This is a genomic window from Citrobacter sp. B72, assembly GCF_016894305.1.
Classification (GTDB): Bacteria; Pseudomonadota; Gammaproteobacteria; order Enterobacterales; family Enterobacteriaceae; genus Citrobacter; species Citrobacter portucalensis.
On record NZ_CP069801.1, the window covers coordinates 1837117 to 1854375 of the forward strand.

General features: G+C 54.8%; 10 protein-coding genes. 2 read left to right on the plus strand and 8 right to left on the minus strand.

Translation table 11 applies throughout. The features are described 5' to 3' along the window. Positions 1–99 precede the first annotated feature (99 nt). From baeR to JQN59_RS08645, 6 genes are read right to left on the minus strand one after another with little or no spacing between them, the layout of a single operon-like run. Positions 100–822: a two-component system response regulator BaeR gene (gene baeR, locus JQN59_RS08620; RefSeq protein ID WP_032943946.1), complete on the minus strand. Its 723-nt coding sequence runs from the start codon at positions 820–822 to the stop codon at positions 100–102. Further along, the gene (gene baeS / locus JQN59_RS08625) at positions 819–2222 is read right to left on the minus strand and encodes a two-component system sensor histidine kinase BaeS (protein ID WP_149607995.1); all 1404 of its coding nucleotides are present in this window, start codon (positions 2220–2222) and stop codon (positions 819–821) included. The genes baeR and baeS overlap by 4 nt, the downstream gene beginning before the upstream one ends. Further along, positions 2222–3634 (minus strand): MFS transporter, encoded by a 1413-nt coding sequence (locus JQN59_RS08630; RefSeq protein ID WP_003834276.1) that lies wholly within the window; start codon positions 3632–3634, stop codon positions 2222–2224. Before JQN59_RS08630 ends, baeS begins: the two co-directional genes overlap by 1 nt. Further along, positions 3631–6711: a multidrug efflux RND transporter permease subunit MdtC gene (gene mdtC, locus JQN59_RS08635; protein WP_103014219.1), complete on the minus strand. Its 3081-nt coding sequence runs from the start codon at positions 6709–6711 to the stop codon at positions 3631–3633. The genes JQN59_RS08630 and mdtC overlap by 4 nt, the downstream gene beginning before the upstream one ends. Further along, the gene (locus JQN59_RS08640) at positions 6712–9834 is read right to left on the minus strand and encodes an MdtB/MuxB family multidrug efflux RND transporter permease subunit (RefSeq protein WP_149607994.1); all 3123 of its coding nucleotides are present in this window, start codon (positions 9832–9834) and stop codon (positions 6712–6714) included. It lies immediately after the preceding gene. Then, entirely contained in the window at positions 9834–11081 is a 1248-nt protein-coding gene (locus JQN59_RS08645) for an MdtA/MuxA family multidrug efflux RND transporter periplasmic adaptor subunit (RefSeq protein WP_103014221.1), read from the minus strand. Before JQN59_RS08645 ends, JQN59_RS08640 begins: the two co-directional genes overlap by 1 nt. Positions 11082–11359: 278 nt before the next feature. On the opposite strand from JQN59_RS08645, the gene JQN59_RS08650 reads away from it, so the two are divergent. Beyond that, positions 11360–11419: a type I toxin-antitoxin system Ibs family toxin gene (locus JQN59_RS08650; protein ID WP_133158643.1), complete on the plus strand. Its 60-nt coding sequence runs from the start codon at positions 11360–11362 to the stop codon at positions 11417–11419. 99 nt (positions 11420–11518) lie between these two features. On the opposite strand, the gene yegD is transcribed toward JQN59_RS08650, so the two are convergent. Next, entirely contained in the window at positions 11519–12871 is a 1353-nt protein-coding gene (gene yegD, locus JQN59_RS08655) for a molecular chaperone (protein WP_032943940.1), read from the minus strand. A gap of 135 nt (positions 12872–13006) precedes the next feature. Here yegD and alkA point away from each other — a divergent pair, with 135 nt between their 5' ends. Next, positions 13007–13876: a DNA-3-methyladenine glycosylase 2 gene (gene alkA, locus JQN59_RS08660; protein ID WP_103014222.1), complete on the plus strand. Its 870-nt coding sequence runs from the start codon at positions 13007–13009 to the stop codon at positions 13874–13876. On the opposite strand, the gene JQN59_RS08665 is transcribed toward alkA, so the two are convergent. Next, positions 13844–17173: a diguanylate cyclase gene (locus JQN59_RS08665; protein ID WP_149607993.1), complete on the minus strand. Its 3330-nt coding sequence runs from the start codon at positions 17171–17173 to the stop codon at positions 13844–13846. The two genes, alkA and JQN59_RS08665, sit on opposite strands and share 33 nt — an antisense overlap. Positions 17174–17259 lie beyond the last annotated feature (86 nt).

Consider the following 17259-nt stretch of genomic DNA (forward strand, 5'->3'; position numbering starts at 1 on the left):
TATTGACGACAGTATTGTCAGAAAGAGTATGAGCGATATTTGGAGAGTTGCTAGTTACCAGGGCTCACGGAGCAGCGGAGCCCTGAAGGGCAGGAGAGTTTAAGCAATTCGGCAGGCGTCGGCTTCCCAGCGATACCCCACGCCATAGACCGCGCGGATAAACGACTGCTCGGCATCCAGCGACTCCAGCTTGCGTCGCAGGTTCTTAATATGGCTGTCGATGGTGCGGTCGGTAACGACGCGGTAATCGTCATAGAGATGATTGAGCAACTGTTCACGGGAGAACACTTTTCCCGGCTCATGTGACAACGTTTTAAGTAAGCGGAATTCGGCTGGCGTTAAATCGAGCATCTTCCCACGCCAGGAGGCCTGAAAACGGCCTTCATCGACGATAAGCGGGCTGTCTGCATCCATTTGTTGCAGTTCGCGCTGCGGTTTGCAGCGGCGTAGAATTGTTTTCACGCGAGCCACGACTTCGCGCGGGCTGTAAGGTTTACAAATATAATCATCAGCACCGATCTCCAGCCCCAGCAGGCGATCAATCTCTTCGATTTTAGCGGTTACCATCATGATGGGGACTTCTGAGAAGCGGCGGATTTCCCGACACAGAGTCAGACCGTCGGTACCGGGCAGCATCAGATCCAACAAGATCAGATCAGGCGGCGTTTGGCGCACGTAAGGCAGAACCAGGTCGCCGTGGTTGATCAGCGTAGGGGCATAGCTCGCTGCCCGCAGGTAGTCGATCAGCAGTTGCCCCAGCTTAGGCTCATCTTCCACGATCAGAATACGCGGTGTGTTTTCATCAATGGGTAACTCAGTCATACATCTCTCTGTAAATCGCGTTCCAGCGGTAACTCTACTGTAATGCTAACCCCACCAAAAGGCGAATGGGCGGCACGAATCTGACCATTATGCGCTTGTACGATATTGACGCAAATCGCCAGCCCCAACCCGGAACCTCCGCTGGCGCGGTTGCGCGAGCCTTCGGTGCGATAAAATCGTTCAAACAGCTTCTGTAACTGCTCGTCACTTACGCCGGGAGCGGAATCTGCGAAGGTTAATAACACCATGCGTTCGCGTTGTTCGGCGCTGATATGCAACCCGCCACCGCTATCGGTGTAGCGCAGACTGTTTTCCAGCAGGTTGTTGAACAGCTGCATCAGACGATCCCTGTCACCAAATACCGTCATGCTGTCGGGGAGCGAAAGCTGTATGGTTAATCCACGGCTGGCGAAGCGTTCACGAAATGCGCCGCTTGCCACTTCCAATAGGGGGATGAGGTCCAGCGATGTTTTCTGGTAGGCCAGCGCGCCTTCATCTGACATGGAGAGCTGATGAAGGTCGTCAACCAGTTTGGTGAGCGTACCGACTTCAGCCTGCAACGAGGCAACGGAGTCAGGGGTAAACTGGCGGACACCATCCTGAATGGCCTCCAGTTCACCGCGCAACACCGCCAACGGCGTACGCAGTTCGTGAGAAATATCGGCCATAAAGTCACGACGCATTTGCTGGTTTTTTTCCAGTGTACTGGCGAGCTGGTTGAAGTCCTGCGCCAGCTTGCCCAGCTCATCCGTACTGGTTGGCGTAACGCGAGTGGTGAAATCGCCCGCCGCCAGTTTGTGGGTGCCTTCCACCAACCGCTTAACCGGGGCCAGCAGGCTGCGAGCCAGCGTAAACGTCGCCAGCGCTGCCAGGATCGTGGAGAGCGCAACGATAAGCCAACTGGATCGTCTTTGCTGCATGTCGAAATTGATATCCGTATTCCGCGTTAAACGCTCTACAGGAGAGGCGATCACGGCGCCCACTTCGCTACCGTTAACGCGTATGGGATGGCGCATGCCGTCGCGAGGAACTGGGCCGCGCGGGCCGACAAGCACACGGGCATTTTGGTCGACAACCCAAAACTGTGTTCGCCAGCCGTGTGGCGGCATACCTGGTCCCGGTTTATCATCGTCGTTGTCGTGTTCAAAAGAGCGCAGGATCTGGAAAACAAAACGATCGTTATTGCGTAAGAATCGCCAGTTGCCGTGCTGCTCGTACTGCTCGCTTAATGCGTCGCTGAGCATTTGCAGCCGCTGCTCGTTGCCATGCTTGATATAGTCAATAAAACCACGTTCGAAGCTAATGCGTACGGCCCAGTGCATGCTGATCAGCAACACAATGCAGGTGGCGAAAATCGCCAGAAACAGTTTGCCGGTGATACCGGGCCGCCAGAACTTCATCAGGTGCTCCTTTTACGCCGTGAAATCACCGCGTTGGTTTGCGTGTCGTTCGGCACGCGGGCAAAAATAATGGCGGGCAGCGCAATGATGAATGCGATGCACAGCCAGGTATACATAAAGACGGTATGCGTACTACCGCTGTCGATGGCGATATGCTGTTGGCCGAACATGCCCAGCAGCAGGCCAGCGATGGTCACACCAATACTCATCGATAGCTGCATGATCATCGACAGCAGGCTGTTACCGCTGCTGGCCAGATCATCAGGCAGATCTTTTAACGTAAGCGTGTTCATGGATGAAAAACGCGTTGAGTTGACCATTCCCTGTAAAAACAGCACGAAGGGCAGGGCGTAATACCAGCCCAGCAGTGCCGTGGTCATTAGCAACAGACTGACCAGCGACAGGCCAAGCGTAGTGGTAATCAGCACACGACGGTAACCAAAGCGGTTAACGACCTGCACCACAATGCGCTTCATGCCCATACTGCCCAGCACCATCGGGATCATCATCAGCCCGGCATGAAAAGGTGAAAAACCGAGGCCAATCTGTAAAAACACCGGCGTCATAAACGGTAACATGCCGCTGCCGATGCGTCCGGCAAAACTGCCGAACAGACCTAGCGAGAAGGTTGGTGTGCGAAACAGATTCAGGCTGAATAGCGCACGCGGATTACGATGGGCGTGTTTCAGATACAGCGCAATAGCCAACACCCCGCAGATAACCAACGCCGCCAGCGTGATACTGGAGAGGCCGGTTCCTTTGCTGCCATCGAGCGCAAGCGTTAGTACCGCCATGCCGACCGCCAGCATCGCGAACCCTGAGAGGTCGAAACGTCGGGTTTGCATGGTGTAGTTGGGCATCAGCATTAACGTCGCTATTGCGCCGACAATGCCTACCGGAATATTAATCAAAAATATCCAGTGCCAGGAGGCGTATTCAACCAGAATTCCGCCTAACGCTGGGCCCAGCAGCGGGCCGATTTGACCGGGTAAAGTGACAAACGTCATTGCCGCCATATATTGCTCACGCGGGACGATTTTCATCACCGTTAGCCTGCCGACCGGCACCATCATCGCACCGCCAACGCCTTGTAAGACGCGCGCCATCACCAGCTCGTTGAGGGTGCTCGACCCGGCACAAAACAGCGAGCCTAGCGTAAACAGGATGATGGCGGTGAAGAAGATATTACGCACGCCAACTTTGTCCGCCAGCCATCCGCTGGCGGGCAGCATCACGGCAACAGTTAAAACATATGACACAATGACCATATGCATGTGTAACGGGCTTTCCCCGAGGCTTGCCGCCATCGAGGGAAGCGCGGTGTTAACGATGGTGGTATCCAGCGACTGCATAAAAAAGCCAAATGCCACAATCCAAAGTTGCCAGCGGGTGCTGTCGGGAAGTTCTGTCATAACTCTGCTACCGGTTTGCTGTTTTTACGCGAAAAACGCAGACGCAGACGGTCGAAAAAGAGATAGACCACGGGCGTGGTGTACAGCGTCAGGAGCTGGCTCACGACCAGCCCACCGACAATGGTTATCCCCAAAGGCTGACGCAGTTCAGAGCCATCCCCTGCGGATAACACCAACGGCAACGCGCCAAACAACGCCGCCAGCGTGGTCATCATTATTGGGCGAAAACGCAACAGGCAGGCCTGAAAAATAGCTTCTTCCGGCTGTAGCTTGCCGTTTCTCTGCGCTTCCAGCGCAAAATCGACCATCATGATGGCGTTTTTCTTCACAATGCCAATTAATAGCATGATCCCTATCAGGGCGATTAGGCTGAATGGGGCATTGAACAGCTCCAGCGCCAGCAACGCCCCGACGCCAGCCGAAGGTAGCGTGGAGAGAATAGTCAGCGGATGGACATAGCTTTCATACAGCATACCCAGCACGATATAGACCGTGGCGATGGCGGCGATAATCAGGATCACCTGCGAATTCATGGTGTCCTGAAATACCTGCGCGGTACCGGCAAAGCTGCCGCGAACCGTGGAGGGGACACCGAGCTGGGTCATGGTTCTGTTGATGGCCTCTGTCGCTTCTGACAGTGAAGAACCTGTCGGCAGGTTAAACGACACGGTTGAGGCGGCAGACAAGCCCTGATGGTTCACAGATAGAGGCGCATTCGCCGGCTGCCATTTAGCAAAGTACGATAACGGGATCGCTTTACCGTCATTGTTGATGACGAACATTTTGTCCAGTGCGCTGATGTCCTGGGTGTAACGTCGATCGACCTCCATCACCACTTTGTACTGGTTCATCGGCTGATAGATGGTAGAGATCTGTCGTTGTCCGAAAGCATTATTCAACAGGCTGTTGGCGGCTGCCACGTCGATCCCCAGACGAGACATGGTGTCGCGATCGTAAATCAGATTCATCTCCGCGCCATTGTCCTGCTGATCGGAGTTGACGTCTGCCAGTTGGGGCAGGGCGGCAAGCGCCTTACGGATCTTCGGTTCCCACTCACGCAGCGCCGCGAGATCGTCGGACAGCAATGTGTATTGATAGCTGGCGTTGGCCTGGCGTCCACCAACGCGAATATCTTGCACCGCCATTAAAAACAGATTCGCACCTGGCTCTTTTGAAAGCGCGACGCGCAGGCGGTCGATCACCTGCTGAGCCGTTTCATGGCGCTCATCGCGTGGCTTGAGGGTAATAAACATCATCCCGCTGTTAACCCGCGAACCACCGGTAAAACCGGTGACGTTATTCACCGCCGGGTCGTCGCGGATGATCTTCATAAAGTCCTGCAGTTTGCCGCGCATGGCCTGGAATGAGATGCTCTGGTCGGCCTGGATCCCACCCATCAATACACCCGTATCCTGCTCCGGGAAGAAGGTTTTGGGGATGGAAATATAAAGCCAGATATTCAGCGCGATGGTACCGAGTAACACCACGCCAACCAGCCGCGTATGGCGCAGCACCCATTTAAGCGAGGTGCCGTAACTCTGTTGCAGCGCCACCAGCACACGACCAAAACCCCGCTTGCGAGACTGTTCGCGCGGGGTGCTGGATTTGAGCATCCAGCCGCACATCATTGGCGTTAATGTCAGCGACACCAGCAGCGAGATACCGATAGCAACCGACAGCGTGACAGCAAATTCACGCAGCAAGCGCCCGGGCAATCCGCCCATTAACAGCAGTGGCAGGAACACCGCCACCAGCGACAGACTCATGGAGAGCACGGTGAATCCCACTTCGCGCGTACCCTGTAACGCCGCCTGGAGCGGCTTCATTCCTGCTTCCAGGTGGCGGGCAATATTTTCCAGCACCACGATGGCGTCATCGACGACAAATCCCGTAGCAATGGTGAGCGCCATCAACGACAGGTTGTTCAGGCTGAATCCGCACAGATACATGGCGGCAAAGGTACCGATCAGCGAGACCGGAACAGCTACCGCAGGGATCAGCGTCGCGCGCCCGGAGCGCAGGAAAATAAAGACCACCAGGATAACCAGCGCCACGGAGATAATCAGCGTCTGTTCGACTTCTTCCAGCGAGGCGCGAATAGTCGGCGAGCGGTCCTGGGCGATTTGCAGATCGATGGCGGCCGGGACCAGCGTTTGTAACTCCGGCAATTTGGCGCGAATGCTGTCTACCGTCTGAATGATATTGGCTTCCGGTAGCTTGCGGATCATCAGCAGAATGGCCGGTTTGGCATTGGTCATCCCTGCGTTGCGTACGTCCTGCACCGAGTCGGTTACAGACGCAACATCGCCCAGTCGCACCGCCGCGCCGTTATTGTAGTGGATGATAATTGGCTGGTATTCGGCGGCGGTTTTCAGCTCATCGTTGGTTTGAACCTGCCAGCGCTGAGTATCATTCTCGATAGCACCCTGCGGCTTACGCACGTTGGCGTTGTCAATTGCGCTACGCACGTCATCCAGCGACACACCCTGGTTAAACAGCGCCTGCGGATTAAGCCCTACACGCACCGCAGGCAGAGAGCTGCCTCCAACGTCCACGTCGCCTACGCCGTCGATTTGTGCGATGGTCTGCGCCAGTTGTGTTGATGCGAAATCGTACAATTCACCTTGCGAGTACGTGTCCGACGTTAGCGTCAGGATCATGATTGGCGCATCGGAAGGGTTGGCTTTGCGATACGTTGGTCGGCTCGGCATCCCGCTGGGTAGCAGACTTTGCGCGGCGTTAATTGCGGCCTGAACGTCCCGCGCCGCGCCATTGATGTCACGGTCGAATTTGAATTCGAGAATAATACGCGTACTGCCAAGTGAACTGCTCGAAGTCATTTCGTTCACGCCCGCAATGCGCCCCAGCGAGCGCTCCAGCGGAGTTGCGACCGAGGACGCCATCGTTTCGGGTGAGGCACCCGGTAACGATGCGCTGACCATGATCACCGGAAAATCCACCTGCGGTAGCGGAGCGACCGGCAGCAGACGAAATCCGAGTATGCCGCACAGGGTGATGGCCACCGAAATAAGAATGGTCGCCACCGGACGATGAATGAAAAGCGCGAAAAATTTCATTTACGCTTCCTCTTCCTGACGCGGGAAGCGGCTTTTCACGTACAACGACAGACGGTCAAACAGCAGATAAATCACCGGGGTGGTAAACAGGGTTAATACCTGACTCACCAGCAGCCCACCGACCATGCCAATACCTAATGGACGACGTAACTCTGCGCCCACGCCGGTACTTAACATCAGTGGCAACGCGCCGAGCAGTGCCGCCAGCGTAGTCATCAGGATCGGGCGAAAACGCAGCAGACAAGCCTGGAAAATGGCATCGCGTGGTGACATTCCCTGTTCACGCTCCGCGGCAAGGGCAAAGTCGATCATCATGATGGCGTTTTTCTTAACGATACCGATGAGCAAAATAATGCCGATAATCGCGATGACGTCCAGTTCGCTCCCGGCAATCATTAACGCCAGAAGCGCCCCGACGCCCGCCGTCGGCAGCGTGGAGAGAATAGTAATTGGGTGAATAAAGCTCTCATACAGCACACCCAGTACGATATACATCGCGACAACCGCAGCCACAATCAACCAGATGGTATTTCCCAGCGCGGCCTGGAAGGCGAGCGTGCTGCCCTGGAACTGGGTGGTAATATTTGCGGGCAGGTTAAGCGTTTTTTCTGCATCCAGAATCGCCTGTACCGCATCACCCAGCGACCACTCGTCTGGCACGTTGAACGAGATGGTGGTGACCGGGAACTGATCGAGGTGGTTAATCGACAGCGGGGCAAAACGCTGTTCAACACTGGCGATCGCGCTGAGCGGTACTATGCCACCGTCGCTACTGGTCAGACGAATTGTATCCAGTGCCGCAAGCCCTGGCGTATTGTTGGTGTCATGTTCTAACACCACGCGATACTGATTTGCCTGGGTGTAGATGGTTGAAATCAGTCGCTGGCCGAAGGCGTTGTACAGAGCGTTATCGACATCTGACATGCTGATGCCCAAACGGCTGGCGCTGTCGCGATTGACGTTCACATATGCTACCAGCCCTTTGTCCTGCCAGTCGCTACTGACATCGGACAGTTGCGGTAGCTGATTTAGTTTTGCTATCAGCTGTGGAACCCAGGTGCTGAGGGCATCAAGGGATGTCGCTTGCAGCGTGAACTGATATTGCGTCCGGCTGACCTGAGTATCAATCGTCAGGTCCTGAGTGGGCTGAAGATAAAGGTCAACGCCGGGAACTCTGTCAACCGCGTCCTGTAGGCGCGCAATCACTTTCTGCACCCGATCGTCACGTTCATCCAGCGGCTTAAGGTTGATTTGTAAGCGCGCGCTGTTCAATGCCGTATTAGTGCCGTCCACACCGACAAAAGCGGTCAGGCTTTCTACCGCCGGATCTTGCAGGATAACATCTGAAACCTGACGCTGGCGCTGGGCCATGCTGGCAAATGAGCTGGACTGCGGCGCCTGCAGCGTGCCCTGGATGATGCCGTTATCCTGGATCGGAAAGAAGCCTTTGGGGATAAAGACCCATAGCATAACGCTCAGCACCAGCGTGCCGAGTGCAACGCCCAGCGTGAGCCACGGATGGTTGAGCACTTTCGCCAGCCAGTGGCCGTACCCGGCAATGACGCGATCAAACATTCGCTCTGAGGCACGGGAGAAGCGGTTTTGCTTACGCAATGAGGCCTGATTCAGCATACGGGCGCACATCATCGGCGTAAGAGTGAGCGAGACAACGGCGGAAATCAGAATCGCCACGGCCAGCGTCACAGCGAACTCCCGGAATAATCGACCTACGATATCACCCATAAATAGCAGTGGGATCAGTACGGCGATCAGTGAAAATGTCAGAGAGATGATGGTAAAACCAATCTCGCCCGCGCCCTTCAGGGCCGCAGTCAGCGGTTTTTCGCCTTTTTCGATATAGCGTGAAATATTCTCGATTACCACGATAGCGTCATCCACCACAAAACCTGTCGCAATGGTTAGCGCCATGAGGGTCAGGTTGTTGATGGAGAAATCGAGGAATACCATCACCGCGAAGGTGCCGATTAACGATAACGGTACGGCGACCGCAGGAATAATGGTTGCCGGAATATTGCGTAAAAACAGGTAGATAATCATGACTACCAGCGCAATCGCCAGCATCAATTCAAATTGGGTATCCGCTACGGACGCACGAATATTGGTTGTACGATCGGAAAGTACGCTGACCTTAACCGATTTGGGCAGGCTCTCGGTGAGCTGCGGCAGCATCTGGCGGATACTGTCTGCCGTGGAGATGATGTTTGCGCCAGGCTGACGCTGAACATTCATCACTATAGCTTGTTGCTTATTGGCCCATGCGCCCAGCCAGCTGTTTTCGGCCCCTTGCTCAACGGTGGCAACATCGCCCAGACGAACCGGCGCCCCGTTTTTATAGGCAACAATGAGCTGACGATATTCATCCGCGGACTGCATCTGGTCGTTGGCTGAAAGGGTAACGGCACGCGTTGGGCCATCAAGACTCCCTTTTGCCGAATTGACGTTTGCACCGGTAATGGCCGTACGGATGGTTTCGCTGGTCAGACCGAGTGCGGCAATGGCCTGAGCGTTAAGTTTCACGCGGACCGCCGGACGTTGCCCACCGGAAAGTGTTACCAGGCCCACGCCGGAAACCTGAGAGATTTTCTGCGCGACGCGGGTTTCGACCATATCTTCCACCTGCGTCATCGGCATGGCGCTGGATGTGACCGCCAGCGTCATGATCGGTGGATCTGCCGGGTTTACCTTGCTGTAGACCGGAGGGTTAGGGAGATCGCTGGGTAATAAATTGGTGGCGGCGTTAATCGCGGCCTGAACTTCCTGCTCGGCAACATCCAACGGGAGCGTCAGTTGAAACTGTAACGTAACGACCGATGCGCCACCGGAGCTTTGTGATGACATCTGTTTTAAGCCAGACATCTGTCCAAACTGACGTTCAAGCGGTGCGGTGACCGCCGAGGTCATGACGTCCGGGCTGGCGCCTGGGTAGAGCGTAACGACCTGAATCGTGGGGTAATCCACTTCAGGTAAGGCGGCGATTGGCAGGAAGCGATAACCGATAATTCCGGCAAGCAAAATCGCGACCATCAGCAGCGTGGTGGCGACGGGGCGCAGAATAAACAGGCGCGATGGTCCGCCTGTGTTGTCCGGAGGTAACACCTGCATCAGGAGTTGGCTCCTTTTTTGCCGTATCCGCGTGGCGCTGATTTCTCGTCGGAAACAGAGGCGTCGTGCGCCTCAACGACTTCGACTTTTGCGCCTTCCGTCAGACGATCAATACCGTCGGTCACGACCCGATCGCCCGCAGACAACCCGGCAGTAATCACCACTTTTTGGCTATCCTGAATTCCCGGTTTAACCAGGTGTTTGCTCACTTTGTTATCGCTGTTCAGTACCCAGACAAAATGGCCTTCGTTACCCATTTGCAGGGCGGCAGTTGGGATCACAACAGCATTTTGTTGTGTGTCGACCAGCATGCGGGCGTTAACGAACTGGTTAGGGAATAAAGCATCATCCTGATTGTTAAAACGAGCCTTAACTTTGATTGTTCCGGTGGTGGCATCAATTTGATTGTCGAGACTGAGCAGGACGCCTTCGCTCAGCTTTTGCGAATTGGTTCGGTCCCAGGCTTCGACCTTCAGCGGGCTCCCCGATTTTTGCGCCTGCAACACGGTAGCAATGTCGTTTTCAGGCAACGTAAATATCAGGTCGATGGGATGCGTTTGCGTAATGACGACAATTCCGGTGGTATCACCGCTGGAAATTTGGTTACCGACATCGACCTGTTTCAGGCCGACACGACCATCGACAGGCGCGGTTATCCGGCTCCAGTCGAGCTGCAACTGAGCGCTGGCGACACTGGCTTCATCCGCTTTTATTGTGCCTAACGTCTCGTTGACCAGCGCCTGCTGGGCATCCAGCTCCTGGCGGGAGACCAGATTGGTTTTAACCAACTGTTGATAGCGGGCAAGATCGCGACGGGCATTCGCCAGCGTGGCTTTATCTTTTGCCAGTTGTCCCTGCGCCTGAGCCAGAGCAACTTTGAACTGGCTGGGATCTATCTCTGCCAGCAGGTCACCGGCTTTAACCTGTTGTCCTTCCTCAAAGTGTAAGGCGATGAGTTGACCATCCACCCGACTACGCACCGTGGCGGTATTTGCGGCAGTAACGGTCCCCAGCCCTGTCAGATAGCGTGGCACGGCTTCCTCGGTGGCGGTGGCAGCCTGCACGGGAGCCAACGGTCCGGAGCGCATTCCACGCCGTCCTGACCCCGCCGTGTGCTGCGCGGGTTTGGTCGCGCCCGGTGCGGTTCCCTGGGATGCGCTGCGGCTTTGCCAGAACCAGATGGCGGCGACGGTGGCCACGACGATCACGATTGCTATCACCCAGCGGGATTTATTACTGCCTTTCATTGTTATGAGTTTCTCATCCTGAAACGATTCGCGGAATGATACTAGTTTAGCCAGTGAACAAGGGAGAAAAATGGAGGAATTATGAAACACTGTCGGGATTCGTCTGAATGCTGACGCGGCTTTGCGAGGCGTTACGCAACAATCGGTGGTGAAGATAGCGAATACGCAATTGTGCGATAGAGTGCTGACAAGGCAAAAAGGAGGAAAGCCAGAGATTTCAGCAGGACGCTGGAACGGGAAAGCCCCTCCCGAGGAAGGGCCAAAATAAGGAAAGGGTTATGATGAAGCAGGTCATCATACTGGTGATGCTCTTAGTCATTAGCTTCGCGGCTTACTAAGACACCAGGGGGAGGGGAAACCCTCCCTAACCCTCACTCCTGAAAATAAGCCACAGCAAGGATGATGTCAATACGCACACTTTTCAGCATGCGAGCGGCTTAGCGGAAAACAACGTCAGCCCAGCGGGCCAGTCCGGCGGTGACAGAACCGAAGTCATCGCCACCCGCGATAGGGATCCCGGGAAGCTGCTGGGCGAGGGCTTTTTTAATCAGCGGCGAACGCGCGCTGCCGCCGGTCAGATAAATCACGTCCGGTTTTTCCTGTGCGTTGTCCAGCGCCAACTGGACCTGCTCCAGAATACGCGCCAGGGGCTGATTGAGCGCAGCTTCCAGTCCGTGTTGATTGATATCGGTTGCCAGCGTGTCGCTGATAAACGGTATCGCCGCCGTTACAATGGTCTGGTCGGAAAGTGCGATTTTGCTCTCTTCTGCACTGCGCACCAGGCGATAGCTCAGACGCTCGCGCCAGACTTTAAGCAGCAGAGCGACTTTATCGGCTTCTCTTGCGTCGCGGACAAGATCGTTGAGCAATCTACCGTTGGCGCTGCTGTAGAAATCACTTTGCGCGGGAACGTCGTTGATTGCGACCGCGTTCCACCAGGGGAGAATCGGTAAGGCGATACCTTTTTCAGTCTCACCGCCCATACCCAGCAGCGGCATCAGGTGTTTAAACGCCAGCGCGATATCCAGATCGTTCCCGCCTACGCGGCAGCCACTGTGTCCCAGCAGGCTGTTTTCGCGATCGGCGCGCTGATGCCATTGCGGCCCCATCAGCAGCAGTGAACAGTCAGTCGTACCCCCGCCGATATCCACCACCAACACGCGTTTTTCTTCCTGCAGCGTCGCTTCGTAATCCAGTCCCGCCGCTACCGGCTCGTACTGGAAGACGACATCCTGAAAACCGGCGCGTTTGGCCGCACGTTCAAGAATGCCCTGCGCCTGGGTGTTGGCGTCATCGCCACCTAATCCCTGGAAGTTGATGGGCCGACCAATCACGGCCTGAGTGATAGCTTCCGGCAGCTGGCTTTGCGCCTGGTTGCGAATGTGCAGCATCATTGCGCAGACCAGATCTTCAAAAAGCGCAACCTGCTGCGGCTTCAGACCGCTGGCACCCAAAAATGATTTTGGTGATTTAACGAAGTACACCTCTTCCGGGTCTTCAATATACTGACCCAGCGATGCCAGACCGAACTGCACGCTGTTGGCGTTAACGTCGATGTCTTCTTCGCGGTTGTAGCGCATCGCACGGCGAAGCAGCGCCTGCGTTTCATCGTCCGTAGTTGGGATGTCATGATGGCGATACAGCCACTCGCTAACCGCTTCGCGCGTTGGTGCGCACAGCATTGAGGGTAGCAGCGTGCTGTTATTTTCCATTTTGAGCAGGTGAGGCTGCCCATCACGCATAACGGCCACTGAACAGTTTGCCGTACCGTAGTCAAAACCAATAAACACCGTAAAAATCCCCATGCCAGTGAAGAAGGGGCGTGACTTTAACGAATAGTTGACGCCCCGACAACTGGAATATGAAAGCAAGGCGTACTGATTGAATACCGTTTATGCTTTAGGTTTGCGAAAAAGGAAAACTAAATGTTCACGCTGAGCTGGCAACCGCCTTATGACTGGCCCTGGATGCTGGGATTTCTTGCCGCCCGTGCGGTTGAAGGTGTCGAAACCGTAGAGGAACTGAGCTATGTCAGAAGTCTGTCCGTAGGGGAGCATCGTGGTCTGGTGCGCGTTGTCCCGGATCTGCACGCCAACGTGCTACACGTGACATTGAGCACAGGGTTACAGCCGGTCGCCTCCGAGTGCCTGGCAAAAATAACGCGCTTGTTCGATCTTGGCTGTTGCCCGCAGCAAATTATCGCCGCGCTGGGTAGCCTCGGTGCGGCGCGTCCGGGACTGCGCCTGCCGGGATGTGTCGATGCGTTTGAGCAAGGGGTACGGGCGATTTTAGGGCAGTTAGTCAGCGTATTGATGGCCGCGAAACTGACGGCGAAAGTGGCGCACGCTTACGGGGAAGCGCTGGAGGATGCGCCCGAGTATGTGTGTTTTCCCTCGCCGGAAGCGCTTGCCAATGCCGATCCGCTACGCCTGAAAGCGTTAGGAATGCCGCTCAAACGCGCTGAAGCGTTGATTCACCTGGCTCATGCAACCCTTGAAGGAACGCTCGCGACAACAGCCCCTGCCGATATCGAACAAGGCGTTAAGCAGCTACAAACGTTTCCCGGGATAGGGCGCTGGACCGCCAACTATTTCGCGCTACGTGGTTGGCAGGCGAAAGATGTTTTTCTGCCGGATGACTATCTGATTAAGCAGCGTTTTCCCGGCATGACACCGGCCCAGATCCGACGGTATGCAGAGCGCTGGAAACCCTGGCGCTCCTATGCGCTGTTACATATTTGGTATACGGATGGCTGGCAACCGTCAGTTGATGGCGAAATTACTGGTATTCAGTAGCAGATCCAGCGGTTGGGCATCGGCAATAATATCGCCATAAATCATATCAACACCGATGCCAGAAAGCGTATCCATGATGAGTGGCAACTGCACCGGACCGGCGATAGTTTTTATGTCCAGGCGCTGGGCATGACCCTGGATAATGGACACCCACATTTCGTCGATCAGGTTGCCGGGAGCGCTGGCACTTAGCTCGCTGTCGAGCAACAGGTAATCGACAATGCGATATTTCAGGTTGTCAAAGAGCTCTAAATCGCGACCAACCTGACTTAATATAATTCGACAACCGTACTGACGCAGTCGATGCAGGGCGGATATAGCCTGCGTTGGGTTGGTTTTGAAGACGCTTGCCGGAATGGTCAGATGCAGCAATCGCGGCGGTAGTGGACTGCGTTGCAAGTGCTCCAGCAGCTCATCGATAAGTTCTGTGTTGAGCAGGCCGACGGCGGAAAGGGGCAGGGCAATACTGAGGCCCTTACTGGCTACTGCTTGGGCAGAGTTCTGGAAGAACTCGCTAAATACCCGACGGTCAAGCGCCTTGCTTAACGCGGGATCGACCAGCCCGGCGCGGAAGGCTTGCTCCTCAATGACTTCACCCTCAGCGGAGCCTAAGCGAAGCGAGAGAAGCCAGAAGCTAAACGTCTCCGGTATACGCGGGGAAGCCACACCTCTGGCGATCATCAGCATTGGGTTGTGCATAATGGTGTGTCTTTGTTCATCCAATGTCAGTTGACTACGCGCGGCATGGGCCTGGCTTTGCTGAGGTTCATAGACACAGACTCGCCCACGGCCACTGTTTTTCGCCGCGTAGCAGGCGATATCGGCCTGAGACATCACATCGGTCGCGACATGGTTTTTCTCATCAATGAGCGTAATCCCCGCACTGGCGCCAATGCGGTGTAACCGGCCCTCCCACATAAAGTGGTAATCGTTGATGGCGCTGATGATGCGACCTGAGATAAAGCGGGCGCTTTCGATATTACAATCCGGTAGCAACAGACCAAACTCGTCGCCGCCCAGGCGCGCCAGCATATCGCTGGATCGCAACATGCTGAGCATAAGCGCTGAGAGTTCACGCAGCAGAGCATCGCCGGCGGCATGACCCGCGCTGTCGTTCACTGCTTTAAAACGATCCAAATCGATAAAAACCAACACATGGCGCTGGTGCGTGTCGTGTACTGAATGCAGCAATTGTTTTAGATGGTTTTCGAAGCTGACCCGGTTTGCCAACTGGGTCAGGTCATCATGCGAGGCGCTGTAGCTAAGCTGGCGGAGCATCTTCCGCGACTCTGTGACGTCCTGAATAACCAACACCGAGCCAATGCTGCCGCCATCGAGGGTGCTGAGGGGCGTGATGCTGTACTGAATGTCATAACTGTTGCCGTTACGACAATGCAGGACCACTTCCTGTTCGATTGCCGTACGCGACATGTCAGCACTGTAGATATTTTCCATCAGCGGACCGTTCTCGCCAAAAGTAATATGTAGTACCGTCAATAGCGGAATGCCGATGGCACTGTCCTGCTGCCAGCCGCTCATTTTCTCAGCGACCGGATTCATAAAGGTCACGTTCATCTCGACATCAATACAAATCACCGCTTCGCCGATTGAATCCAGCGTAATGTGAAGGCGCTCTTTTTCCTGATACAGCGCTTCGTTAAGCTGCTTGACTTCGGTCATATCCATATTGATACCAAGTAAGCGTTCAACTTCACCGTCTTTATTCAGTACCCGGTTGGCCAACGAGCGGATATGGCGTATGCCATCTTTTACCGCGATACGAAACTCAAGCTTAAACGGAGCCCGTGCGGCCAGTGAATCACGAATTACATTTTCGGCGTACTCACGATCTTCGGGTACCACGCACTCATACCAGACTTGCCAACTGGGCTTGATATGCGCAGGAACTTCGTAGAGATCGAACATCCGTTTATCCCAACTGATCACGTCAGGCTGGAGTTCCCATTCCCAGATCCCAATCCCCCCGGCTTCATTGGCGAGGGTAATGCGCTCCATCAACCGTTTGTTAATCCACTCGGTATGCTTCAGGTCGTTAATGTCCTCAACCTGCGCGATAAAATAGAGTGGGGTATTGTCGCTATGACGCACCAACGAAACGGCCAGCAACGCCCAGACGACGTCGCCCGAACGGGTGTAATAGCGTTTTTCCATGGAATAGCTATTAATCTCTCCGCGTGCCAGCATGTTCAGCTGTTCAATGTCGTTGTTCAAATCTTCCGGCCAGGTTAATTGCTGGAAGGTCAGTGAACGTAACTCCTCCTGGCTATAGCCCAGAAACTGACATAAGGCTTTATTGGCCTGTAACCATTGCCCCTCGGTACCGACTAACGCCATGCCAATCGCGGAATATTCCATGGCGTTGCGAAAGCGTGACTCGCTTTCTGAAATGTGCTTGCGTTCGGCTCGAAACGCGTACATCACCATGGTCATCATATTGGCGGGCAACAGGATCATCAAAAACGGCAACCAGGGGATGTCCGTCATCATGTTCGGTTTCGGGGTGTAAAGCAGCGAAGGGTCGGCAGCCAGCATCAGCGAAACCATCATCACGGTGCTGAGGAATATTAAAAACGCCTCCATACGCGGCAGACGGACAGCGCTCCACATCAGCAGGACAATAACGCAGGTAAATGGCCATGGAATGTACATCATGGACAGCCAACTGAGCGTTAAGGTCACCAGCAGGGTAATCAGGGTCTCAAGCAATAATCGCGGGTCGCGATGGCGCAACAGGTAATGTGGTTTAAACAGTAAACCTAACGGCACCAACGCCAGTGCGCCAATGGATTCTGACAGTACCCAAATGAGAAAGGTATTTAACGACGTGTCCTTCGGCAGCAACAACCACATCAAAATGCCGCCCAACAGTGGCGGAACAACCGCGCTACCAAATGCCAGGCGCGCCCAGTCATTCAAATTTTGTAAGGGATTGTACCAGGGCAGCAGTTTACGCAATAACATTGCGCCAACAACAGCCTCAATAATGTTAATGACCGTATAGGAGAAATTAAGCGACTGTCCGGGGAAAAAAAGTAAAGAGGCGCCGATGCTACCGAATGAGCAAGCCAGCGCGATCCCAGGCCACATCTTTCCCGCGTGACGGTAAAAAGCCACCATCATGATAGAGGTTGGAAACCACAGAGGGGCAAGCTGTGCGCCGTAACGTGATAGTTCCAGCGAAAACAACGTAAAGATGAAAGCCACCAGACCTAAACTGGCCAGGCGCAGTAGAGGATGGGGTAAGGTAACTAAAACATGTTGGGATTGTTTACTCATTACCACTCTACCCAAATAGCCGTTGTCGCCCAGCAGAGATGCCGGACGCATCACATTTAATCTGGGATTATGCTAGTACAAACAAT

What these genes read in the sequence shown, in the direction of transcription:
- baeR (WP_032943946.1), bottom strand. Translation starts at nt 822, where the DNA reads ATGACTGAGTTACCCATTGATGAAAACACACCGCGTATTCTGATCGTG.
- baeS (WP_149607995.1), bottom strand. Translation starts at nt 2,222, where the DNA reads ATGAAGTTCTGGCGGCCCGGTATCACCGGCAAACTGTTTCTGGCGATT.
- JQN59_RS08630 (WP_003834276.1), bottom strand. Translation starts at nt 3,634, where the DNA reads ATGACAGAACTTCCCGACAGCACCCGCTGGCAACTTTGGATTGTGGCA.
- mdtC (WP_103014219.1), bottom strand. Translation starts at nt 6,711, where the DNA reads ATGAAATTTTTCGCGCTTTTCATTCATCGTCCGGTGGCGACCATTCTT.
- JQN59_RS08640 (WP_149607994.1), bottom strand. Translation starts at nt 9,834, where the DNA reads ATGCAGGTGTTACCTCCGGACAACACAGGCGGACCATCGCGCCTGTTT.
- JQN59_RS08645 (WP_103014221.1), bottom strand. Translation starts at nt 11,081, where the DNA reads ATGAAAGGCAGTAATAAATCCCGCTGGGTGATAGCAATCGTGATCGTC.
- alkA (WP_103014222.1), top strand. Translation starts at nt 13,007, where the DNA reads ATGTTCACGCTGAGCTGGCAACCGCCTTATGACTGGCCCTGGATGCTG.
- JQN59_RS08665 (WP_149607993.1), bottom strand. Translation starts at nt 17,173, where the DNA reads ATGAGTAAACAATCCCAACATGTTTTAGTTACCTTACCCCATCCTCTA.